Source organism: Bacteroides mediterraneensis (assembly GCF_025993685.1).
Classification (GTDB): domain Bacteria; phylum Bacteroidota; class Bacteroidia; order Bacteroidales; family Bacteroidaceae; genus Phocaeicola; species Phocaeicola mediterraneensis_A.
This window is the reverse complement of sequence record NZ_DAJPEN010000001.1, coordinates 4,352,297-4,375,749: the sequence shown is the minus strand read 5'-3', so window position 1 is coordinate 4,375,749 and position 23,453 is coordinate 4,352,297. Positions and strand designations below refer to the sequence as shown.

At 48.0% G+C, this 23,453-nt stretch carries 19 protein-coding genes; 7 read left to right on the top strand and 12 right to left on the bottom strand.

Annotation, left to right across the window (positions count from 1 at the left end; all coding sequences use genetic code 11):
- Nucleotides 1–6: 6 nt before the first annotated feature.
- From OIM59_RS18510 to OIM59_RS18500, 3 genes are all read left to right on the top strand, one after another.
- Complete coding sequence (locus OIM59_RS18510; RefSeq protein ID WP_303898091.1) at nt 7–1,677, top strand: RagB/SusD family nutrient uptake outer membrane protein; 1,671 nt, start codon at nt 7–9, stop codon at nt 1,675–1,677.
- Nucleotides 1,678–1,868: 191 nt separating this feature from the next.
- The gene (locus OIM59_RS18505) at nt 1,869–4,196 is read left to right on the top strand and encodes a GH92 family glycosyl hydrolase (protein WP_303898089.1); all 2,328 of its coding nucleotides are present in this window, start codon (nt 1,869–1,871) and stop codon (nt 4,194–4,196) included.
- Between the two features lie 26 nt (nt 4,197–4,222).
- On the top strand, nt 4,223–5,623 hold the full coding sequence (locus OIM59_RS18500; protein WP_303898087.1) for a glycoside hydrolase family 28 protein: 1,401 nt from the start codon (nt 4,223–4,225) through the stop codon (nt 5,621–5,623).
- A gap of 109 nt (nt 5,624–5,732) precedes the next feature.
- Here OIM59_RS18500 and OIM59_RS18495 read toward each other — a convergent pair whose 3' ends face one another.
- The 3 genes from OIM59_RS18495 to OIM59_RS18485 form a co-directional block, all read right to left on the bottom strand.
- Nucleotides 5,733–9,878 carry a two-component regulator propeller domain-containing protein gene (locus tag OIM59_RS18495; protein WP_303898085.1) on the bottom strand — a complete coding sequence of 1,382 codons (4,146 nt, stop codon included), beginning with the start codon at nt 9,876–9,878 and terminating at the stop codon, nt 5,733–5,735.
- Nucleotides 9,879–9,889: 11 nt separating this feature from the next.
- Nucleotides 9,890–11,074 carry an MFS transporter AraJ gene (gene araJ / locus OIM59_RS18490; protein ID WP_022353502.1) on the bottom strand — a complete coding sequence of 395 codons (1,185 nt, stop codon included), beginning with the start codon at nt 11,072–11,074 and terminating at the stop codon, nt 9,890–9,892.
- Between the two features lie 90 nt (nt 11,075–11,164).
- Nucleotides 11,165–11,872 (bottom strand): M48 family metallopeptidase, encoded by a 708-nt coding sequence (locus OIM59_RS18485; RefSeq protein WP_299170589.1) that lies wholly within the window; start codon nt 11,870–11,872, stop codon nt 11,165–11,167.
- 111 nt (nt 11,873–11,983) lie between these two features.
- Here OIM59_RS18485 and OIM59_RS18480 point away from each other — a divergent pair, with 111 nt between their 5' ends.
- Nucleotides 11,984–12,160, top strand: coding sequence for a DUF4250 domain-containing protein (locus tag OIM59_RS18480; protein ID WP_022353504.1), 177 nt, complete (start codon nt 11,984–11,986; stop codon nt 12,158–12,160).
- A gap of 88 nt (nt 12,161–12,248) precedes the next feature.
- Here OIM59_RS18480 and OIM59_RS18475 read toward each other — a convergent pair whose 3' ends face one another.
- Complete coding sequence (locus OIM59_RS18475; RefSeq protein ID WP_022353505.1) at nt 12,249–13,256, bottom strand: class II fructose-bisphosphate aldolase; 1,008 nt, start codon at nt 13,254–13,256, stop codon at nt 12,249–12,251.
- 345 nt (nt 13,257–13,601) lie between these two features.
- Here OIM59_RS18475 and OIM59_RS18470 point away from each other — a divergent pair, with 345 nt between their 5' ends.
- Nucleotides 13,602–13,856 carry a type B 50S ribosomal protein L31 gene (locus OIM59_RS18470; protein WP_007564320.1) on the top strand — a complete coding sequence of 85 codons (255 nt, stop codon included), beginning with the start codon at nt 13,602–13,604 and terminating at the stop codon, nt 13,854–13,856.
- A gap of 288 nt (nt 13,857–14,144) precedes the next feature.
- On the top strand, nt 14,145–16,574 hold the full coding sequence (locus OIM59_RS18465; protein ID WP_303898082.1) for a glycoside hydrolase N-terminal domain-containing protein: 2,430 nt from the start codon (nt 14,145–14,147) through the stop codon (nt 16,572–16,574).
- 95 nt (nt 16,575–16,669) lie between these two features.
- Here the strand turns inward: OIM59_RS18465 and efp are convergent, their stop codons facing one another.
- Nucleotides 16,670–17,236, bottom strand: coding sequence for an elongation factor P (efp, locus tag OIM59_RS18460; protein ID WP_072541553.1), 567 nt, complete (start codon nt 17,234–17,236; stop codon nt 16,670–16,672).
- A 189-nt stretch (nt 17,237–17,425) separates the two neighbouring features.
- On the opposite strand from efp, the gene rpmH reads away from it, so the two are divergent.
- Nucleotides 17,426–17,587 carry a 50S ribosomal protein L34 gene (gene rpmH / locus OIM59_RS18455; protein ID WP_007564314.1) on the top strand — a complete coding sequence of 54 codons (162 nt, stop codon included), beginning with the start codon at nt 17,426–17,428 and terminating at the stop codon, nt 17,585–17,587.
- A gap of 115 nt (nt 17,588–17,702) precedes the next feature.
- Here the strand turns inward: rpmH and OIM59_RS18450 are convergent, their stop codons facing one another.
- The 7 genes from OIM59_RS18450 to OIM59_RS18420 form a co-directional block, all read right to left on the bottom strand.
- Nucleotides 17,703–17,849 carry a hypothetical protein gene (locus OIM59_RS18450; protein ID WP_299170594.1) on the bottom strand — a complete coding sequence of 49 codons (147 nt, stop codon included), beginning with the start codon at nt 17,847–17,849 and terminating at the stop codon, nt 17,703–17,705.
- A gap of 103 nt (nt 17,850–17,952) precedes the next feature.
- Complete coding sequence (gene gpmI / locus OIM59_RS18445) at nt 17,953–19,467, bottom strand: 2,3-bisphosphoglycerate-independent phosphoglycerate mutase (RefSeq protein ID WP_148327689.1); 1,515 nt, start codon at nt 19,465–19,467, stop codon at nt 17,953–17,955.
- A 185-nt stretch (nt 19,468–19,652) separates the two neighbouring features.
- Complete coding sequence (gene tsf, locus OIM59_RS18440) at nt 19,653–20,645, bottom strand: translation elongation factor Ts (RefSeq protein WP_299170599.1); 993 nt, start codon at nt 20,643–20,645, stop codon at nt 19,653–19,655.
- A gap of 118 nt (nt 20,646–20,763) precedes the next feature.
- A complete protein-coding gene (rpsB, locus tag OIM59_RS18435; RefSeq protein ID WP_072541549.1) occupies nt 20,764–21,603 on the bottom strand; it encodes a 30S ribosomal protein S2 in 840 nt (279 codons plus the stop codon).
- Nucleotides 21,604–21,812: 209 nt separating this feature from the next.
- Nucleotides 21,813–22,199: a 30S ribosomal protein S9 gene (gene rpsI / locus OIM59_RS18430; RefSeq protein ID WP_072541548.1), complete on the bottom strand. Its 387-nt coding sequence runs from the start codon at nt 22,197–22,199 to the stop codon at nt 21,813–21,815.
- Nucleotides 22,200–22,205: 6 nt separating this feature from the next.
- A complete protein-coding gene (gene rplM, locus OIM59_RS18425; RefSeq protein WP_072541547.1) occupies nt 22,206–22,667 on the bottom strand; it encodes a 50S ribosomal protein L13 in 462 nt (153 codons plus the stop codon).
- 289 nt (nt 22,668–22,956) lie between these two features.
- On the bottom strand, nt 22,957–23,448 hold the full coding sequence (locus OIM59_RS18420) for a DUF4488 domain-containing protein (RefSeq protein WP_299170602.1): 492 nt from the start codon (nt 23,446–23,448) through the stop codon (nt 22,957–22,959).
- Nucleotides 23,449–23,453 lie beyond the last annotated feature (5 nt).

The window sequence follows — 23,453 nt, the reverse complement described above, 5'->3', positions numbered from 1 at the left end:
TAAGATATGAAAACAAGAAATATATTGACTGGTGCCTTCCTGGCACTTACCGCATTCGGTTGTACCGATCTGGACGTTAATATTGAATCCCAATACACCGAGATGCCCAATTCGGAAATCGCCATAGAGGCCCAGATGAGCAACGCTTTCTATGGATTCCGCAACGCCATCGGCCGCCGTTTCGACGAGGGCGTGTCCTGCAACTCGGATGAGTATACAGCCGTCAGCTTCGACGGTGACTACCTGAACGGCCGTGATATGGCAAACTTCTCACTGCACATGATCGACCCGACCAACTCAAAGAACCAGCTGAACGTGTTCGATGAGCTGCAGAGTGCCATCACCAACTGTAACCGTGTCCTGTTCGACCTGAAAGATGCCGGAGTTGCAACTGATGAGGATTTGGCACCAGTACGTGCTGTACGAGCTTTCTATACATTCATGATTATGGACCACTGGGGTGATACTCCTATCATCGACCACCTGCTGGCCGACGACGAAAAGATTGACCGTTCCCCGCGTGCCGACGTGGCCAAGTGGATTGAATCGGAACTGCTTGCCGTACGCGACAACTGCTACGAGAACGTGGATGCCTCCACTTATGGCAAGCCGACCCGCTGGATGGTGGATGCCCTGCTGGCCAAGCTGTACATCAACTGGAACGTCTATACCAAGGACGTGACCAGTTCAAGCTGGAACGCCAATGACAAGAATGAGAAACTGAATGAGTGTATTAAAGCCTGCGACCGTGTCATCGCTTCCGGCCATTTTGACCTGAGCGACGACTACAAGACCAAGTTCATGTATACCAACGGCTCACAGATCAAGGACTTCATCTACGCCATGCCGTATGATGCCGAAACAGTGCAGGGCATGACCTTCGCCCGTTTCCGTACATGGCGCCGCGGTCAGAACAGCAACGGTTTCTACAGTATCGAGATGAGCAACTCCGTGGGTGGCAACATGGCACTGACTCCGGAATTCGTCGAACTCTTCTGCCTGCCGGGCGACCGTCGTAACGACGTGATTGCCGGTAGTACCGGTGAGAACATCGGCCTGCCTTCCTTCGACGTGTACCAGTATGACAATGCCACCGGTGACCCGACCAACATCCGCAACACGTATGGCGGTGAGAACGTGACTTTCACCAAGGCCATCACCTTGAAGGAAGACCTGACAGCCAATCCTCCCGTCGTGCCTAACGCCGACCTGAACTGCGGTGCGGACCTGAAGGGCTGGACACAGGGCTACCGTTCCATCAAGTTCTTCCCGGACATCAACGACTATAACAACTTCAGCCGTAACCAGGATAATGACGTGCCCATCTTCCGTTATGCCGATATCATCCTGATGAAGTGTGAGGCCATCGTACGTGGTGGAACAGCTACCAACGGGGATACTCCGATGAGCCTGTTCAACCAGATCCGTGCGTACGTGAACGCTCCGCTGCTGGACCACGACCCGAGCCTGCAGGAAATCCTGGATGAACGTGGACGTGAATTCCTCGACGAGCACTGGCGTCGTAACGACCTGATTCGTTTCGGAAAATTTGAAGAGCCTTGGGGCTTCAAGGATCAGTTTAACCCGAATGCAAGGAATCCTCAATACCGCTTGTGGCCGTTGAGCATCGATGCGTTGAACAACAATACCAACTGGAAACAGAACCCGGGTTATTGATCACTTTATAAAATATCGGTGAGGGCCTTCCCTCACCGATATTTTCCATTCATTTTATCATTCAGTTTTCAAAGGTAAATTCTATAACAAAATATATAGATAATGAGTTGAATAGTCTTAAACCCATACAAATCATATAATTGCTATGCTTATTTTTGCAGAAAAATAGCAATCACGTAGATTTAAGATTCATGAAGACACATTTTACTACATTACTCAAATCCCTGATTTATGGAGCGGTTGCTCCATTCATTGTTTCGTGCGCTAACGGTCATACTTCCGAAAACTTGTTGTCGTACATTGACACAAGGATAGGTACTGCCGCCAGCACGACTCATACTGCCGGTATGTTTGGCAAGCACACCGAAGAATACGGACAAACCTTACCTGCCGTACTGGAACCCAACGGCATGAATTTCTGGACCCCACAGACACAAGACACTGAACTGAAATGCATCGCACCATATTATTATCGTGATTCCTTGTTTCAAGGATTCCGCAATTCTCATTGGATTGTGGGAGGATGCACCCAAGACTATGGCTCCATGACACTAACGGCTTCGTTCGACACTTTACGATGCCTGCCGGAAAAAAGAGCCACCCGATTCTCACACGAGCAGGAAACTGCTACTCCATCTTATTATGCTGTAACTTTGCCTGACGAACATCTTCAGGCTGAAATGACAGGCCGTTCACGGTCGGCCATTTTCCGTTTTTCCTACCAAAAGGAAGGAAAGGCTTATCTCATCGTCAATCCTAACAGTGACGAAGGAGAAGGATATATCGAAATTGATACCCTTCAGAAACGTATTTACGGCTACAATCCCGTACATCGCATTTATCAAGGCTGGGGAGAACCAGCCGGATACAGCGGACATTTTATTATAGACTACCAGAAAGATCCCTGCGACTTTGGAACTTTCCGGGAAGACAGTCTGTTCCCTGGACAGACCAAAATCGGTCATGAAAAAAATATCGGAATCTATATAGGCTTTCACGTAAAAAGCCATGAACAAATATTGGTCAAAGCGGCTTCTTCCTTCACCGATAGAAAAGGAGCCGAACAAAATCTGCAACAGGAAATTCCACACTGGAATTTCGACCAGACCCGAAAGGAGCTTACCGCAATCTGGGAGAAGCATCTCTCGGCCATCAAAGTGGAAACACCTGACCAGGAAGCCAAAGAGAAATTCTACGGAGCCTTCTATCGGGCTTCTTTCCTTCCCCGCACATTCAACGACGTGGATGGAAGATACCCGGCTTTTGCACAGAAAGATTCCATTCTCCAGCTGGCCCAAAACGAAACTTATTATGATGATTTCAGCATGTGGGATACCTACCGTGCCTTGCATCCGCTCATCAACCTATTATACCCCACGCGAGGAGGCCAGATGATGCAGTCGCTCGTCCACAAATACGAGCAGGGTGGCTGGTTGCCCATCTTCCCGTGCTGGAACAGCTATACGGCAGCCATGATTGGCGACCATTGCATAGCAGCCATAGGGGATGCCTACGTGAAAGGTATCCGCAACTTTGACATCGAAACGGCCTATAAGGCCATGCGGCAGAATGCTTTTGAATCGCCCGTCCAGGAAGCAGACTACCGGAACGGGATGGGACGCCGGGCCTTACAGTCATACCTGGAATACGGCTACATCCCACTGGAGGACAGTGTACCCGATGCCTTCCACACCAAAGAGCAGGTGTCGCGTACCTTGGAATATGCCTACGATGATTTTGTTCTTTCCCAAGTAGCCAAACTGCTTCAGAAAGAAGAAGATTACAAATTATTGGCTGCCCGTGCCCTGAACTACCGTAACGTCATCGACCCTGCTACAGGATATGCACAGGGACGGCATGCCGACGGCACTTTCCTGAAAGAGGCAAACGCCTTCCAGTTTGCCAAGTTCATCACCGAAGGGGCACCCTGCCATTATACCTGGTACGCGCCACAGGACCCGTATGGACTCATGGAATGTATGGGCGGACAACCGCATTATGTGGAGAAACTGGACTCCATGTTCAGCGCACAAAGATACTGGCACGGCAACGAACCTTGCCATCAGGTAGCTTTCATGTTTAACTATGCAGGCGAACCATGGAAGACCCAGCAGACCGTACGTCACATCATGGAAACGGAATACCTGAATGCCCCCGGAGGCTTGTCGGGCAACGACGATGCGGGACAAATGTCGGCCTGGTATATTTTTGCCTCTTTAGGTTTCTATCCGGTTTGCCCGGGCTCCCCCTATTATGCGCTGGCCAGTCCGTCTTTCTCCAAGGCGACGCTGCACTTGGAAAACGGCAAGACTTTTACCCTACAAGCTGAAAAGGCCTCCAAGGAGAACATTTACATACAACAAGTAACCTTGAACGGAAAGCCTTATACCCGAAACTACATTACGCATAAAGATATTATGGAAGGAGGCAAGATGGTATTTGTCATGGGAAATACGCCCGATAAGACATGGGGAAGTGCTCCGGAAGACTGTCCCCCTTCACTGATTGAAAAATTCTGAATAAGAACATAAATCCCATATACATTATGAAAACAAAAAATATTCTACTTGCACTACTCAGCATCTTCCTTCTCGGAGCATGTCACTCGCAGCAAACGGGGATTTACAACATTATGGACTACGGGGCTACCGGTGACGGGGAAACGGACGATGCCTCAGCCATCCAAAAAGCTATCAACGCCTGCTCGGAAGCCGGAGGTGGTACGGTTCTCGTACCTTCAGGACATACCTTCCTTTGCGGACCGTTCAAACTGGCTTCTTACGTGGAATTACAGCTGGCCCCCAATTCCCGGCTGCTGGCGAATCCCGATGAAAGCATCTATACCGAGAGCGCTTTTGGTGCCAACCGGGGAGAAGGTATGATGTGGATCAGCGGAAAAGACCTGAAAAACGTGTCCATCACCGGTACGGGAAGCATCGACGGCAACGGAGTGGCCTTCATGGGCAAGGAGCTGGACGATTCCTACGAGCTGAAACCGGTCACAGACTTTGACCCGCGCCCGCATGTACTCACCCTGACCAATATCGAGAAGCTGGTGATACGCGATGTGAACATCTGCAACAGTGCCTACTGGACAGTCCATCTGATAGGCTGCCGCAACGTCATGATTGACGGTATCAGTATCCTCAACAACCTCAAAATCCGGAACGGTGACGGCATCGATGTAGACCATTCAAAGGATGTGCGCATCTCCAACTGTTTCATTGAATCGGGCGATGACTGCATCTGTCTGAAAAACCGAAGAGAATTTGAGGAGTATGGAAGCTGCGAAGATGTGGTCGTGACCAACTGCACCATGACTTCACGTTCCTGCGCCGTAAAAATCGGTTCGGAAAACATGGACAAAATCAACAACGTTCTGTTCAACAATTGCATCATCAAGGACAGCAACCGGGGAATCGGCATACAGAACCGTGACGAAGGTACGGTGACCAACGTGATTTTCTCGAATATGATTGTCGATTGCCGCTTCTTCTCCGACGTATGGTGGGGCAAGGCTGAACCCATCTATGTCACCTCCTATCCACGTGCTGTAGGCAACCACAAAGATGCGGGATGGCGTTTCCCGAAAGGAGCCGTGAAAGGTGCCTGCGGGGAAGTAAGCCGCATTTATTTCCACAACATCAAGTGTACGAGTGAAAACGGAGTCTTTGTGGGTGGCGATACCCCCGACAAAATCAACCGGATTTACTTCGACCAGGTAGAAGTGAACCTCCACAAACGGACTACTTTCGAAGGAGGAATCTACGACAAACGCCCGTGCGACGGAGAAGGTTTCCTGAAAGGCAAGACCTACGGATTCTTTATCCACACGGCTTCTGACATTCAGATGGAAGACTGCATGGTAAACTGGGGAGACACACGACCCGACTATGCCGCAGAAAACGTACACCTGGAAAATACAGCCAGAATCACCCAAAAATGACACTAGCTTAGTGCTCATAAACCCGTTGTGAAACGGTACATTTCTAAATTTCTTTTTTTAAGCCGGGACTCCGCAATACCTTGCGGGTTCCGGCTTCTTCTTTTCAGATTCAGGAATGTCCTACCGAACTTGGCAGGCAACCGAAACGCTGCTTGAAACATTTCGTGAAATACTTAGGGTCGTTGAAACCTACCGCATAAGCTACTTCCGATACATTGGCCTCTCCTTTTCCCTGTTCCAGCAACTGATATCCCATATCCAAACGGAAATTTTTCATGAACTGCCCAATCGGCATCCCGGCCAGATTCTGCATTTTCTGGTTTACCAGTGTCTTGCTATATCCCATATCGCGGATAAACGCATCCAATCCATACTCGGAATCGGCATAATGCCGCTTCATCAGCTCCATCGCCTTATCCATGAATGTCTTGTCTCTGGACTCTTCAATCAATCCCAGCTCACTCACATCTGCCAGTGCAGCGGGTTTGGAGAATCTTTCCCGATACCCCCGACGCAAAGCCAGAATGTTACGGATACGATACTTGAGCACCTCCGCATCGAAAGGCTTGCACAAATATTCATCCACCCCTACCGAGTAACAAATCTTTTCATTCTCTTCCGAACGGACAGCTGTCAGAATCAGGAAAGGAATGTGACTGGTTTCCAGATTCTCCTTCACCCGTTTCGACAATTCCAGTCCGTCCATCTCCGGCATGAGCAGATCGCTGATAATCAAGTCTACGGAATGTTTCTTTATCACCTCCAAAGCCTTCACTCCGTTTTCGGCTTCCAGCAGCTTATAGTCTTTTTTCAGAAGCGAACGGATGTAACGACGCATGTCATGGTTGTCGTCCACAATCAATACAGTAGCCTGTGCTGCCGAAACAGCCTCAGCCGAAGAAGCATTTTTATCGGCAGCCTCCGTTGCTGAAGCGGATAGTTCATCTGCCGGCATTTCCTTCATAGGCAGCTGAATACGGAAAGAAGAGCCTCCGGCACGATTGTTACGAGCATAAATCACCCCACCGTGAAGGGCAACAATACGCTTGCATACGTTCAAGCCGATGCCCGTTCCACTCTGGCCGAATACCGGATAGACCACTTTGTTTTGTGCCTGGAAAAAACTGTCGAAAATCTGAGGAAGGTCTTTTTCCGGAATACCACACCCTGTATCGGACACGGACAGATAAAGCTGTACCTTCCCCTCCTCGTCCACCAGTCGGGCCGCATACAGGCGGATGGTTCCGCCGTCGGGCGTAAACTTCACCGCATTGGCCAGAAGATTCGTCAATACCCGGTGAAGATACTGAGGGTCGGCACTGACAGAAAGTCCCTGCAAGTGATAATAAGTCTGCAAGGTAATATGGCGGTCTTTCACAAAAGCAATGAAAGGCAACAGCAAATCTTCTATCATGGCCACCAAATCGAACGGATGCACATTCAACTTCACCTTTTCCGTATCGAGTTTCCGGAAATCCATCAGTTCATTCACCAAGGAAAGCAAATCCTCCACATTCCGTTCGGCGATTTGCAGCTGCTCTTTCACCTCCTCATCGGAAGTGAGCGACAAAGCCTGCTCAATGGGGCCGTGAATCAACGTGACCGGCGTACGGAACTCATGGGTGATGTGCGTAAAGAAACGGATTTTTTCCTCGGCCATTTCTTCCACATGATGCGCCATGACCTCCAGGCTGTGATTCTGTACCTCCAGTTCGTGTGTACGCTGTGCCACCAACTGTTCCAAAACAACCTGCCGGCGTTTCAGCCGACGTACCTTATAACGATAAAAGGGAACAGAAAGAGAACCTGCGGCCAGAAGAATCAGCGACCAGAACCACCACGACTTATAATAATACGGACGTACCTGCAAGTCCAGCCTCAGCATCTCCTGCTGCCATTCTCCCTCCTGATTAGTGGTCTGTATTTCCAGCCGACAGTTTCTCGACGGAAGCGAGGGCAGTACCACCACTGGATTCTGTACCGGAAGTTCCGTCCATTTTCCACCGTCTTCCTCCACTCTGTAACGGATACGGACCGTCTCATTGTAGCCATATTCATGCGTCGTCAGAGCCAGTTCCAGTTTGTCTCCCTCCTCCAGGCCGTCTACACATTTCCGGGTCCAATACTCCCATTCTCCGTCATTGATACGGCATGAAGAAATAGCGATTGAACGTTCGTTGGCATGTGGGGGAATTCGTTTAAGGGATACCTCATACAAGCCATGATCTTTCCCACAATATAAACGATTGTGTCTCAACGAAAAATACAAGGTGTTCACATCATAATCACTATCCACGAGACCGTCGGACTTGCCGTAGGAGACAAACGTGCCTTCCGCTACCCGCAAACGGGACAGCCCGTTGTCCGTCGCAATCCACAGGTTCCCCTTGCTATCTTCCGACAATCCATACACCGAATTCTCCGCAAAGCCCTCTTCTTTGCCATAATGTTTGAACCGGAAACGGTTTCCTTCATCCGAAACCAAGCGATACAGTCCCGTACCCTTTCCTCCCAGCCAGATTCTTCCCTGACTGTCCTGAAAGACCACGTTGATTCGTTCTACTTGCGTAGACTTTGCATCATCAAGTTTATAGCGCAAATAAATATAATTGAAATGTCGACGAGAACGTGCAAAAGAAAACAAGTCCACCACAAACAGCCCCTCGGAAGTACCTACCCACAGGCGTCCCTTGTAATCGACACACAACGAACCGATTGACTTGAACTCTGACACCTCGGCATGAAAATCCACCCGGCGGAACCGCTCTTGCCCTTTGTCATAAAAGACCAGCCCGTGCGTGGTGCCAAACCAGATACCCCGGTTGATGGAATCTTCGGCCGCACTCATGATAAAATCATCCTCCAGACCAGGCACCTTTCCATTGGAGTGCTGACGGAACGACGGTTGCGGCTTATTCAAATCCAGCTCACTGATACCCGCTCCCCACGTATATACCCACAGGTGATTGTCTCTGTCAATCAAGAGTCCGTTCACATTGTTCGAAAGAATAGACGCCGGATTCTGCGGTATGAAAGCATAATGCCTTACAGCCTCTGTCGCCGGATTCATCTGATAAAGGCCTCCTTCAATCGTTCCCACCCACAAGTCTCCCGTTTTGTCTTCCGTGATGGCACTGATTTGAGGAGTACGCCCTTCCGACAATTTCCAGGGAATATCCCCCAGTCGGGATACCCCCAGCCTGCGCGAACGGTACAAGAAATTCACGCCCCCGTCCTGTGTACCGGCCCAGATGTCCTGTCCGTCGATAAACAGACAGGCAATGATATTAGAGTTCAATCCGCCCTCATCCGGAGCCTCCAGACGACGGATAAAGGAAAACGAGTCGGAAGCCCGGTTATACACGTTCAGACCGTTAAAGGTAGCGACAATCAGATGCCCGTCCGATGTCCGCTTGATGTCTGTAATGTAAGCCTGACTGAGCATCCCTTCCCGGTGTGACGAATATCGATAACGCTTCAGGCTCCTTGTCGCCCGTCCGTAGCGGAAAAGTCCGCGGTTACTTCCTATCCACAGGAAATCGCCATCCACCTGCAAGCAGGAAATACGCCAGTCGTCGCTGAAAGGCACGATGTCGTCCGAAAGCAACTGCTTTTCGAGCACACTGCCTTCCTTTTTCATGATCCAGTAAAGCTGGTTCCCGATACCGGCACAAAGCCCTCCTTCCAGTTCTGCAATGGCGGAAATGGAATTATCCGTCTGTCCCTGCATCCGATAACATCCTGTTATCTTCCCGCCGTCACCCAATTCCAGGCACCACAGCATCTTGTCGGTTACCACCCAGATATCTCCATTCGAAGCCTGCACGACAGAACGTACAAACGAAGCAAACAATGAGGAAAGTCCCGGAAACTCCTCTCCACCCAAATGAGACAAAGGCAAAGGAATCCCCGTCTGCAAGTCAATCAAATCCAGTCCGGCATCCGACCCCACCCACAATCTTTTGTAACGGTCCTCACACACGGTGTACACATAATCTCCTTTCAGAGGATACAACGCCTTTTCCGCCCCATAACTCAGGAAACGGTAGCCGTCGTAACGTGCCAGTCCATCCTGAGTGGCAATCCAGATATAACCGAACGAATCTTTTATCACGGAAGTCACCGAGTTATTGGGTAAGCCCGACTCTTCCGTAAGATGATAAAAATTGTATTGCGAGAAGAAATTATCCTTTGCCTCCAGACGAAAAGGATATCCTCCGAGCCATATTATCAAAGTCAACAAAAGCAATCTCATAGTATATTGTTTTATGATACAACCGTATCTGTCGTTTTTCTTTTCAGAAGGCACCTGCGCTCCCGCCTGATATACCAGGTGACGCAAATCCATCCCAAGGCCACCACAAAGACTCCTACCAGTGCCGGATAGCGGTAACCCAGTCCGGCATCAATCGGCAGTCCTCCGGCGTATGCTCCTACCGCATTTCCCAGATTGAACGCAATCTGCACGCAGGCGGCTCCCATCATCTCACTTCCCCGGGAATTCTGCAACAGCAACAGCTGCTGGGGAGGTGACACGGCAAACAGGGCAGCCGCACAGACGAACATCAGCAAGACGGAAAGCCACGGCACTCCCGCAAAGAGGAAAGTACCCAGCAAAGCCAGCATCATGAACACTTGCGTGAACTGTACCACAGGGGCCAGCCCGTACAAATCACCGCAACGTCCGCCAATCAGGTTGCCGAGGGTCATTCCCAGTCCGGCCAGCATCATAATCCACGTCAGACTTTCCGGCTGGAACCCAGCTTCGTGCAGCATCTGCGGAGTAACATAGCTGAACCAACAGAACACCCCTCCGTTGCCGAACATCGTGGTCAGAATGATAAGCCACGGAGCCAGATTACGGAGAAAGCGGAACTGTCCTTTCAGTCCCGTATCGGGCAAAGCCGGCAGCGAAGGAATCCACTTCCACACCAGATAGAACACCAGCAGTCCCCAACACGTGTTGAACAAGAAGGGGAAACGCCAGGAGAACAATGTGCTCAGCAACGTGCCGAAAGGCACACCGAACAAATTGGCTATGGTCATACCCGCAATCATCAGTGCCACAGCCTGCGAAGTCTTTCCCTTATCGGCCACCTTCTCGGCTACAATGGACCCCACTCCAAAGAAGGCTCCATGGGGAAGTCCCGACACGAAGCGCATCAGCAACAGCATCCAATAGCCCGGCGAAAGTGCCGCACAGAGATTTCCTATCACATAAATGGCCGCCAGCCCCAGCAATATCTGCTTCAGGGGCCGTGTACGGGCAATCAGCACCGTCAACGGAGCACCCACACACACGCCGATGGCATACGCCGAAATAAAATGTCCCGCCTGGGGAATACTAATACCTAAATCACGAGCTACATGGGGAAGGATTCCCATCATGACAAATTCGGCGATGCCCAGTCCTAACGTACCGGAAGCCAACGCCAGCAAACTCTTTTTCATTCAAACAATCTTTTTTACCTAACCTTTTCCGATGCAAATTTACATCAAAAAAGTGTATAAAAGACACAATATCCCTTCTTTTTAAATGTCTCAAAAAGAAGGATGAAACCGACGGAGTTCCGCACGCAGACGCAAGGCCTGTCCCGCCGTCATATCGTTCAGCAGTTCCCAGAAACGGGGACCATGGTTCATCTCCCTCGTGTGGGCCAGTTCGTGCAGGATGACATAATCAATCAGGTGAGAAGGTACCAGCATCAGATAGCAAGAGAGACTGATGGTGCGGGCCGACGTGCAACTGCCCCACCGCGAACGGGCACCCGTAATCCGCACCTTCCGGTAGGTGAGGCCGAAACGTTCGGCCCATACTTTCAGCAAGGGAGGCAGAAATTCTGAGGCCACTTTCTTCAGGGCCCGCACAATGGCTGCCCGTACCAGCTTCTGCACGGCCTCATCCGAAAAATCGGTGTGTGCCGGACAAAATACGGTCACCTCGCCCGAGGGCCGTAGCCGCACGGTAAAACATTTCAGCTGGCTGGGTTCCAGCGACAAGCGGAAACAATCGGCTTCTATCCGGAAATTAAAGTCCAAGGTCTGCTGGGCCACCCGGCGGAAACGCTCCAGCAAATCAGCCCGGAACTGTTCCAGCGTAGCCAGCACTTTATCGGTCTTGCTGTAAGGCGGCACCGTAAGATACAGGCCGTCGGGCTTCACACGCATCGTGATGTTTCTTGCCCCGCGGCGGGTGGCAATCACAATGCGACGGAAATCTTTATCTTCTATCACTCGTTTAGTTGACATAGCCTTGCAAAGATAACAAATAAATTATCAATAGAATAAGTACAAGGAAACAATAAAAGCCGTAACTTTGCACCCCGAAAAAAGAAGAATCCGTAAAAACAAGTTCAGAATATGGAATTACCCAAAGACCCGATGATGCTGTTCAGCTTCATCAACATGAAATTGAGAGACTATTACCCTTCACTCGACGCACTCTGTGCCGATTTGAACGTGAGCAAGGAAGATATCGTGAACCGTCTGAAAGCGGTGGGGTTCGAATACAACCCCTCGCAGAACAAGTTCTGGTAAAAAAGAACGCAAACAAATGAAAAGGCTGCCTCCCGAAAGGAAAGCAGCCTTTATTCATTTTATCAGGTGTGATAAGTATCAAACACGATTAGCACTGAGCCAACTTGTTGTCAGAACCCAATACGTTGATGATTTTGTGCTTGTAAAGTTTTTCCATGTTGTCACGAGCCGGGCCCAGGTATTTACGCGGGTCGAATTCAGCCGGTTTTTCAGCGAATACTTTACGGATAGCAGCAGTCATAGCCAGACGAGAGTCTGAGTCGATGTTGATCTTGCAAACTGCAGATTTAGCAGCCTTACGCAACTGGTCTTCAGGAATACCGATAGCAGCTTCCAGCTTGCCACCATATTTGTTGATAGTGTCCACTTCTTCCTGAGGAACTGATGAAGATCCGTGAAGAACGATAGGGAATCCCGGAAGTTTTTCCATTACAGCGTCCAGTACAGCGAATTCCAATGGAGGAGGAACCAGACGACCAGTAGCCGGATCTACGTGGCACTGTTCAGGTTTGAACTTGTAAGCACCGTGAGAAGTACCGATTGAGATAGCCAATGAGTCGCAACCTGTACGAGTAGCGAAGTCGATTACTTCTTCAGGGTTAGTATAAGTGTGGTGTTCTGCAGAAACTTCATCTTCTACACCGGCCAATACACCCAGCTCACCTTCAACTGTTACGTCGAACTGATGTGCATAGTCAACTACTTTCTTAGTCAAAGCTACGTTTTCTTCGTATGGCAGATGAGAACCGTCGATCATTACTGAAGAGAATCCCATGTCGATGCAAGACTTGCACAGTTCGAATGAATCTCCGTGGTCAAGGTGAAGCACGATTTCAGGATGTGCACAACCCAGTTCCTTTGCATATTCTACAGCACCTTCTGCCATGTAACGCAACAAAGTCTGGTTAGCATAGTTACGAGCACCTTTAGAAACCTGGAGAATTACCGGAGATTTTGTTTCTACAGCAGCCTTGATGATGGCCTGCAACTGTTCCATATTATTGAAATTGAAAGCAGGGATAGCATATCCACCTTTGATTGCTCTGGCAAACATATCTCTTGTGTTCACCAAGCCTAACTCTTTGTAATTAACCATTTTTGTAAGTTTTATAATTGTTAGTAATTAATTCCATCTGCAAAAGTAACAATATAAAAAGAATTAGCAATATCCTGAATCGGAGATTTTCTGTCTTTTCTTGAGGCAAATCAATTTTAACCGGAATATTTACCAAAAGATGCGGCAAGGATGCAAAGTAGATGTGACAAAAACCGCCCACCTATATTATAAAAGCCTTTGACTGACAGAATAATTTTTTCGGCTATTTCTTTTTAGTTTCAAAGAAATAGCGTATCTTTGCAACCCGAAATAGACCATTACACACTTTATCGGTGTTACCACATATTTATTTGTCAATAATAACAACAAAAAGTATATACTAAAATGAAAAAAGGCATTCATCCTGAAAACTACCGTCCGGTAGTATTTAAAGACATGTCAAACGGCGACATGTTCCTGTCTCGTTCAACTTGTGCTACTAAAGACACAATTGAATTCGAAGGAGAAACTTATCCGTTGGTTAAGCTGGAAATCTCTAGCTCATCTCACCCGTTCTACACTGGTAAGTCTAAACTGGTGGATACTGCAGGACGTGTGGACAAGTTCATGAGCCGTTATGCAAACCACAAGAAAAAATAATTGATTATTTTTCGGGAAAAATAAAGAAAAGCCTTTCCATCGCGACGATGGGAAGGCTTTTTTTGTAGACTTTCGTCGACCTCTGAAGACTTTTGACATCCCGCCAAAAACGCCTTTACGTTTCGGTCAAAACGCACTTGTGTTTTCCTTCAAACGCACTTGCGTTTCAAGTCAAACGCAAAGGCGTTTTTTTCACCCCTTTTTTCCATGTTTCAGGCCAAGTTTTTGCCCGTACGGGATTTTCTTAATAACTTGCGGTTGTTAATTTTCTTTATTCACACATACACTATGAAAAGTTTTTCTATCCGTAAATGGAAGGGCATTGCGGTAATGACCTGTACCATTTCATTACACGCATTCTCACTTTCCGCACAAAACCGGCTGGTGCTGCACTACGACCGGCCGGCGGAATATTTTGAAGAGGCTCTGGTCATCGGAAACGGTACGATGGGAGCCATTCTTTACGGAGGCACGGACAAGGATGTCCTCTCCCTGAACGACTTGACACTATGGACCGGCGAACCCGACCGGAAAGTCACTACTCCCGATGCCCACAAGGCAATTCCCGAAATACGGGCCTTGCTCGACAAGGAAGACTACCGCGGCGCCGACCTTGCCCAACGAAAGGTGCAGGGACATTACAGCGAAAACTACCAGCCCTTGGGGCAACTCTCCCTCACGTATCTGGACGAACCGGCACAGGTGACCGGCTACCAGCGGAGCCTGGACATCCGGCAAGCCCTCGCACGGACCAGCTACCAGCGGAACGGCAAAGCTTTCTCCTGCGACTATTTCGCCTCGGCTCCCGACTCCGTGATTGTGCTCCGCCTGCAGACAGAAAGCGAAAAAGGCATTCAGGCACTTCTCTCTTTCACCTCACTCCTGCCCCATGCCACCACGGCTTCCGGCAATGAAATCTCGGCCGAAGGCTACGCAGCCTACCATTCGTATCCGGTATATTTCGATGACGTGAAAAACAAGCACCTGTACGACCCGGAACGGGGTACGCATTTCCGCACGCTGATTCGGGTCATCGCCCCGGAAAGCCAGGTAAAGAGCTTCCCGTCGGGGGAACTGAAGATAGCGGGCGGAAAAGAGGCCCTGATTCTGGTAGCCAACGTGACCAGCTTCAACGGTTTCGACAAGGACCCGATGAAAGAAGGCCGTGACTACCGGAACCTGGTGGCACAGCGTATGGACCGGGCGGCACGGAAATCGTTCGAGACACTCGAAAAGGCGCATGTGGCCGACTACCAGTCGTTCTTCAACCGCGTAGAGCTGAACCTCGGAAGCACGGACAAAGCCATCGCCAACCTGCCCACCGACGTACAGCTCCTGCAATACACGGACCAGTCGCAGAAGAATCCGGAACTGGAAGCCTTGTATTTCCAGTATGGCCGCTACCTGCTCATCTCCAGCTCGCGCACACCGGGTGTGCCGGCCAACCTGCAGGGATTGTGGAACGAACGGCTCCTTCCGCCCTGGAGCTGCAACTATACCAGCAACATCAACCTGGAGGAGAACTACTGGGCTGCCGAGACAGCCAACCTGAGCGAGATGCACCGTCCGCTGATGGAATTCATTGCCAACCTGCAACATACGGGAGAAGCCACAGCCAAGGCGTATTACGGTGTACAGAAGGGATGGTGTCTGGGACAGAACACGGACATCTGGGCCATGACCTGCCCCGTGGGACTGAACGTGGGCGACCCGTCGTGGGCCTGCTGGACCATGGGAGGCGCCTGGCTGTCGACTCACATCTGGGAACGTTATGCCTTCACACAAGACAAGGCGTTCCTGCAACAATATTATCCGGTGCTGAAAGGGGCGGCTGAATTCTGCTTGAACTGGCTGATTGAGAAGGACGGCAAACTGCTCACCTCACCGGGCACTTCGCCGGAGAACAAGTTCGTGACACCTGACGGGTATGTCGGTGCCACATCCTACGGCTGTACGGCCGACCTGGCCATGACCCGCGAATGCCTGATTGATGCCGCCAAGGCTGCCGAAGTGCTCGGTACGGACAAGGACTTCCGGAAACAGATTGACAAGACCCTGGCCCGTCTGCTGCCCTACCGGGTAGGAAAGAACGGCAACCTGCAGGAATGGTTCCACGACTGGAGCGACGAAGACCCGCAACACCGTCACCAGTCGCACTTGTTCGGTCTGTATCCCGGTCGCCATCTGTCGGTAGAAAACATACCCGACCTGGCCAAGGCTTGTGCCCGTACATTGGAAATCAAGGGCGACAACACCACCGGTTGGAGCACCGGTTGGCGTGTCAATCTTTATGCCCGCCTGAAAGACGGCAAGAATGCCTACCACATCTACCGCCGTCTGTTGCGTTACGTCAGCCCGGACGGTTACAAAGGGAAAGATGCCCGCCGCGGAGGAGGAACTTATCCGAACCTGCTCGACGCCCACTCTCCGTTCCAGATTGACGGCAACTTCGGAGGTTGTGCCGGCGTGATTGAGATGCTGATGCAGTCGTCCGAAAACAGTATCACCCTGCTTCCGGCTCTTCCGGAAGAATGGAAAGACGGCAGCGTGAAAGGAATCTGTGCCCGTGGAGGTTTCGTGGTCGACATGGAATGGAAAGACGGCAAGGTGACTTCCCTGTACATCCAGGCCCGAAAAGGAGGCAAGACAAAAGTCTGCTTCAACGGAAAGGCCCGAACCGTCAACCTGAAAGCGAACAAAGGTATCCAGCTCTTGTAAGCTGAAAGTATCAATACGCAGAAAGCCGCACTGGAATGTCCAATGCGGCTTTCTTTTTATCTTTTGAGAATGATTTCTCTGACAGATATATCTTATCAAGCTTTTACACGACCTACGTATGAACCGTCACGAGTATCCACTTCGATAATTTCGTCCTGGTTGATGAACAACGGCACACGTACAGTAGCACCTGTTTCTACAGTAGCCGGTTTGGTAGCGTTGGTTGCCGTATCACCTTTCAGACCCGGTTCAGTGTAAGTCACCTTCAACTGTACTTTTACCGGCAGTTCAGCGAACAAAATAGTTTCAGTAGAAGCATCAGAAACCACTTCCACCACCATTTCTTCTTTCAGGAAATCCACACCTTCAATCAGGTCGTGAGCGATGGGCACCTGTTCGAAAGTTTCCTGGTTCATGAAGATATAGTCTTCACCTTCTTTATACAGATACTGGTAAGGACGGCGTTCTACACGTACATCTTCCAGTTTTTCACCGATGTTGAAACGACGTTCCAATACGTATCCGTCTACCACATCTTTCAGCTTTGTACGCATGAAAGTGTTTCCTTTACCCGGTTTTACATGCAGGAAGTCAATGCAGAAATACAATTTGCCATCCATACGGATAGCGGTTCCGATTTTAATGTCTTGAGCATTAATCATAACTTAAATCCTTTTATTATTATGTTATAGTTGATTTATTCTCTGAATACGGTTGCAAAATTAATCTAAATCACGAAAAAACGCAAAAAGATTTGTCTAAAAATGATTTAGCACTTTGATTATTAAAAAAAAGTCACTAATTTTGCAGCCCGAACGCATGGAATAATAACATAAATAGTATATACGAAAATGAAAAGAACATTCCAACCCTCTAACAGAAAGAGAAGAAACAAACACGGTTTCCGTGAAAGAATGGCTACCGCTAACGGTCGCCGAGTATTGGCAGCACGTCGCGCTAAAGGCCGCAAGAAATTAACTGTATCTGACGAATACAACGGAGTTAAAGCTTAATCAAGCGCTCTGTTTGACAGAAAAGCCGCAAAGTAATCCTTTTTTTTTTACTTTGCGGCTTTTTATTTTCTTTCCTGTCAGATTCCGGCAAGAAAACAACCGACAGTCTTCCAGGCTATACATTTGTACGTTCTCCTTCTTCTACCCTGTTTCCGCGAAAAACCATATCGCCCACACTCATCAGGCAAGAACCGCACATCGCCTCCAGAACGGTGAACCATCCACTGCTTCCGCTATCCTTTCCCCATCCACAAAATCTCATCAGGCATACGGTGTGACCACAAGGCATAAAAAAACGGACTCCACCACTTTTCCGCAGTGAAGCCCGACTTTTTATCTGATTCTCTTGAGGATTCCCAGACAGCTTATTTAATCAGGTCATGACCTGTCATTTCTGCCGGCTGAGCCATACCCAGAATGTGCAGGATAGAAGGAGCTACATCGGCCAATACACCGTTTTCTACCTTGGCATTCTTGTTTTCAGTTACGTACACAAACGGAACCGGGTTCAAAGAGTGAGCTGTGTTCGGTGTACCGTCAGCGTTCAAAGCATGGTCGGCATTTCCGTGGTCGGCAATGATAATCACTTCGTAACCGTTTGCCTTGGCAGCTTCTACTGTATCTTTCACACAGTTGTCGATGGCAACTACTGCTTTTTCGATGGCTTCGTAGATACCTGTGTGACCTACCATATCACCGTTGGCATAGTTTACTACGATGAAATCATATTTCTGTGTACCGATGGCTTCTACCAGTTTGTCTTTCACTTCGTAAGCACTCATTTCCGGTTTCAGGTCGTAAGTGGCTACTTTCGGAGACGGAACCAGAATACGGTCTTCATTGGTATATGGAGTTTCACGTCCACCGTTGAAGAAGAAGGTAACGTGTGCATATTTTTCTGTTTCGGCAATGTGCAACTGAGTCTTACCGTTGTTGGCCAGGTATTCGCCCAGTGTGTTCTGTACATTTTCCTTGTCGAAAAGAATGTGTACACCTTTGAAAGAAGCATCATACGGAGTCATACAGTAGTACTGCAATCCCGGGATGGTCTTCATGCCTTCTTCCGGCATATCCTGCTGAGTCAATACGATAGTCAGCTCTTTCGCACGGTCGTTACGGTAGTTGAAGAAAATCACTACATCGCCTTCCTTGATGGTACCGTCGAAGTTGGCATTGACAATCGGTTTGATGAATTCGTCGGTCACACCTTCGTCGTATGATTCCTGCATGGCCTGTACCATGTCAGTAGCCTTCTTACCGATACCGCTTACCAGCAAGTCGTATGCTTCTTTCACACGTGCCCAGCGTTTGTCACGGTCCATCGCATAGAAACGTCCTACGATAGAGGCAACCTTTCCGGCTGATTTCTCACAATGCGCAGTCAGCTGTTCGATGAATCCTTTACCGCTCTTCGGGTCAGTGTCACGACCGTCCATGAAGCAGTGGATGAATGTATTTTCCAGTCCGTATTCTTTAGCAATGTCACACAATTTGAACAAGTGATCCAAAGAGGAGTGAACGCCTCCGTTAGAAGTCAGCCCCATGAAGTGCATGTTCTTGCCATGCTCTTTTGCGTATGAGAAAGCAGACACGATTTCTTTGTTCTTCAGGATACTGTTGTCGGCACAAGCACGGTTAATCTTCACCAAGTCCTGATATACGATACGTCCGGCACCGATGTTCAGGTGGCCTACTTCAGAGTTACCCATCTGTCCGTCGGGAAGACCTACATTTTCACCACTGGCCTGCAGCTGTGAGTGAGGATAGGTAGCCAGCAGACTGTCCCAGTAAGGAGTCGGAGTATTGAAGATTACATCATCTTTCTGATGGTCGCCACATCCCCAACCATCCAAAATCATTAAAAGCGCTTTCTTTGCCATAATCTATTTTGTTTAAAAGTTAGAATTTCATTCTATGTTTTCCGACAGCAAAAATACAAAATATCCAGCTTGAAAGATTACTTTTCCTGATAATAATCAATAAAAAACGGCTGCTTGAAACAAACAGCCGCAAAACAAATCGGGCATGCAAAACTGCATGCCCGAAAAAGGATATCGAATAATGATTATTCAGCACGTAAAGTGAAACGCTTGAATTCTGTAATAGCCAATTCAGGATCAGCTTCCTTCAATACATCAGCTACAGTCTTCTTCGGTTCCATGATGCTTTCCTGGTTCAACAGACAAACTTCTTTCAAGAATTTGCCCAGACGACCTTTCGCAATGTTCTCAATCATAGCCTGCGGCAGGTTGGCAGCCTTTTCAGCAGCTACAGTTTCTTTGATTTCCTTAGCCTTAGCTACGTCTTCAGCAGAAATCCAGCCCTTTGCCATGTTGCTTTCCATGTGCTCTTCGCTGTCTACGTGAGCCGGGTTGATACCAGCTTTCTTCAAAGCAGCTTCTACAGCCTTCTGAATCTGTTCAGCTTTAGTCTTTTCAATAGCCACGTTGATTTCTTCCTGTTTTACAGCTTCAGGTACACCGGCTTCATCGATAGCAATCGGGTTCATAGCTGCAATCTGCATACAGATTTCGTGAGCGATTTTTTCGTCACAAACCTTGTTGAAAGCTACGATAGTGCAAAGCTGGTTCTTGTTCATGTGGTTGTAAACAGCTGTACAAGCGCCAGATACAAAGTTATAGCCATCCAATTCAGTTTTTTCACCTGTGATACCGCTGCGTTCTACGATTGCGTCAGCAATTGTACCGCTACCCATCGGCAGAGCTTTTACTTCATCCAAAGTCTTGCATTTGTTAGCGATAGCCGCATCCAGGATAGCCTGAGTCAGCGCTACGAAATCAGCATTCTTAGCCACGAAGTCAGTTTCACACTTCAAAGCAATCATTGCCGCATAGTTGCCAGTTGATTTAGCCAGCACGCAACCTTCTGAAGTTTCACGGTCAGAACGTTTTGCAGCTACAGCCTGTCCTTTTTTACGGATAATTTCTACTGCTTTGTCGAAATCGCCTTCAGCTTCTGTCAAAGCATTTTTACAGTCCATCATACCAGCTCCCGTCATTTTACGAAGCTTGGTGATATCAGCCATACTTACAGCCATAATAATATCTTTATTTTGAGTTAATAATATGCATAAAAACAAAGTTGAGAATTGAGAATTGAGAATCGAGAATACAGTCTTCCCAATTTTCAATTTTCAATTCTCAACTTACTTTATATTAAGCTTCTTCTTCGTCCTTGTTCATGAAGGCAGCTGCTTTAGAAGCGTTGATGGCTTCTTCTTCAGCCTTGTCCATGCGAGCCTTAGTAGATTTTTTCTTTGCAGCTTTCGGTGCGTTTTCACCAGCAGCTTCCATATCTACTTTTTCAGCTTTTCTTTCTTCCAGACCTTCTGCCATTGCAGCGCAGCAAGCATCCAAGATAACTTCTACAGACTTAGTAGCGTCATCGTTTGCCGGAATAACGAAATCAACGTTTGTCGGATCAGAGTTTGTATCTACAATAGCAAATACAGGAATACCCAGTCGGTTAGCTTCGCGAACTGCGATATTTTCTTTCATTACGTCGACTACGAACAATGCAGACGGCAGACGAGTCAAATCAGCGATAGAACCGAGGTTCTTTTCCAATTTAGCGCGCTGACGAGAAATCTGCAGGATTTCTCTCTTTGACAAGTTAGAATAAGTACCATCGTTAGTCAGTTTATCGATAGTAGCCATTTTCTTCACAGCCTTACGGATTGTCGGGAAGTTTGTCAACATACCACCCGGCCAACGTTCGATAACGTACGGCATGTTTACAGAAGCAGCTTTCTCAGCTACTACCTGTTTAGCTTGTTTCTTAGTAGCAACGAACAGGACTTTCTTTCCTGATTTTGCGATTTGTTTCAAAGCTTCAGCAGCTTCATCAACTTTGGCAACAGTTTTGTTCAAATCAATGATATGAATACCGTTGCGTTCCATGAAAATATAAGGAGCCATTGCAGGGTTCCACTTTCTTTTAAGGTGTCCGAAGTGGCAACCAGCCTCCAATAATGTATCAAAATTTACTCTTGACATTGTTTTTAATTTTAATCGTTTACTTTCTTTTTTGTTTATTGAACCAACTGTCCGGTAGTCTTTCCGACAAATGCTTGCAGGAAGAATCCTGGCAGTTTAGATACTAAACGCTTCTTTAGGTGTCGAGGTATCAGTTGACGAGGCAACAAGGAAATAATCCATAAGAGAGTATCCTTGCCAACTTGTCCCTTATCCAACTTGTCCCCTCGTTAACGTTTACTGAACTGGAATCTACGACGTGCTTTCGGACGTCCCGGTTTCTTACGTTCAACAGAACGAGAATCGCGAGTCATGAAGCCTTCTGCACGAAGAGCTTTCTTGTCTTCGGGGTTGATTTTAACCAGTGCACGAGCGATAGCCAGACGCAAAGCCTGAGACTGGCCAGTGAAACCGCCACCACACAAGTTTACTTTGATATCATATTTTTCAGCCACTTCCAATTTGTTCAACGGCTGTTTAACTACATACTGCAGAATAGTTGATGGAAAGTACTGTGCAAGGTCTCTCTTGTTAATAGTAATCTTTCCTGTACCTTCGCTTACGAAAACGCGAGCAACTGCGCTTTTACGTCTGCCTAATGCATTTACTACTTCCATTCTTTATTATTTAAGTGAATTAATATCGATTACTTTCGGAGTCTGAGCTTCGTGTTTGTGTTCACTTCCTTCGTAAACATACAAGTTGCCCAGCAACTTAGCTCCCAGACGATTCTTAGGAAGCATACCTTTAACTACTCTCTTCATCAATTTCTCAGCGCCATTCGGTTTTGCCATCAGACGAGCCGGAGTAATTTCACGCTGACCACCAGGATAACCTGTATAGCTCAGGTAAATCTTGTCAGTCATTTTCTTACCTGTAAATTTCACTTTGTCTGCGTTGATGATGATTACGTTATCACCGCAGTCTACATGAGGGGTGAAGTTAGGTTTGTACTTACCTCTCAACAACTTTGCAACTTTTGCACCGAGACGGCCTACAACCTGGTCGGTAGCATCCACAACAACCCATTCTTTCGTTGCTGTTTCCTTGTTTGCAGAAATGGTCTTGTAACTTAAAGTATCCACTCTTAAATCTTTTTTAAAATGTTAACTACTAAAAAACAAATTCCTCCCGCCCTACTCTTCCCGGACAAAGAAGAATAAAGCACTCAGAATTAAAAATTTATCACTAGTTGATAATAATCGGCTTGCAAAGGTACGGCTTTTCTTTTAACCGACAAAGATTTTAAGTTTTTTTTTCGCGGGATAAACGGTTGATTATGAATAGCGACTCTACGCCCAAAAACAAGGAAGGCGGCATCAGGACCTCGCCCCGGAACCGCCTTCCTTCATTATTCTTCATTTTCGGTTTTCCTCATCGCAGTTCATCACCCGGGTAAACCGGTGACATCTCCACTCTTTTCCAGATTTCATGACACCACGAATCAATTTCGTTTCCATTGGCGTCATTTTTCAGGAAATATTTCACATACATCAACGTTCCGTTTTCCTTCAGCTCAAAATGCATTTCATTCTTTCCTCCGTTTAACTGTGGAAGATGTACGTTTTTCTCCACATATTCCGTATAGAGACCTTCATTATTGATTTCATAAGTTCCATACCCCAAAATGACCGCCCCTGTCTGCATCATCAACAGATTCGTAAAGCGTCCGTCATTGGAAAGGATTTTCAACGAATTACTTGTTTTAAGTTCACCGGGGATATCCGGAGAGTTAGAACGATAAAAGCACATCTGCCAAACCCCTTGCAAATTAATCGGAGTCTTCTCCTGCACGTCCTGAGCCATCGAATTGCCGACAGCCAAAAGCATCAGAAATGCCATCAGAAAGAAATAACGTATTTTCATAACTT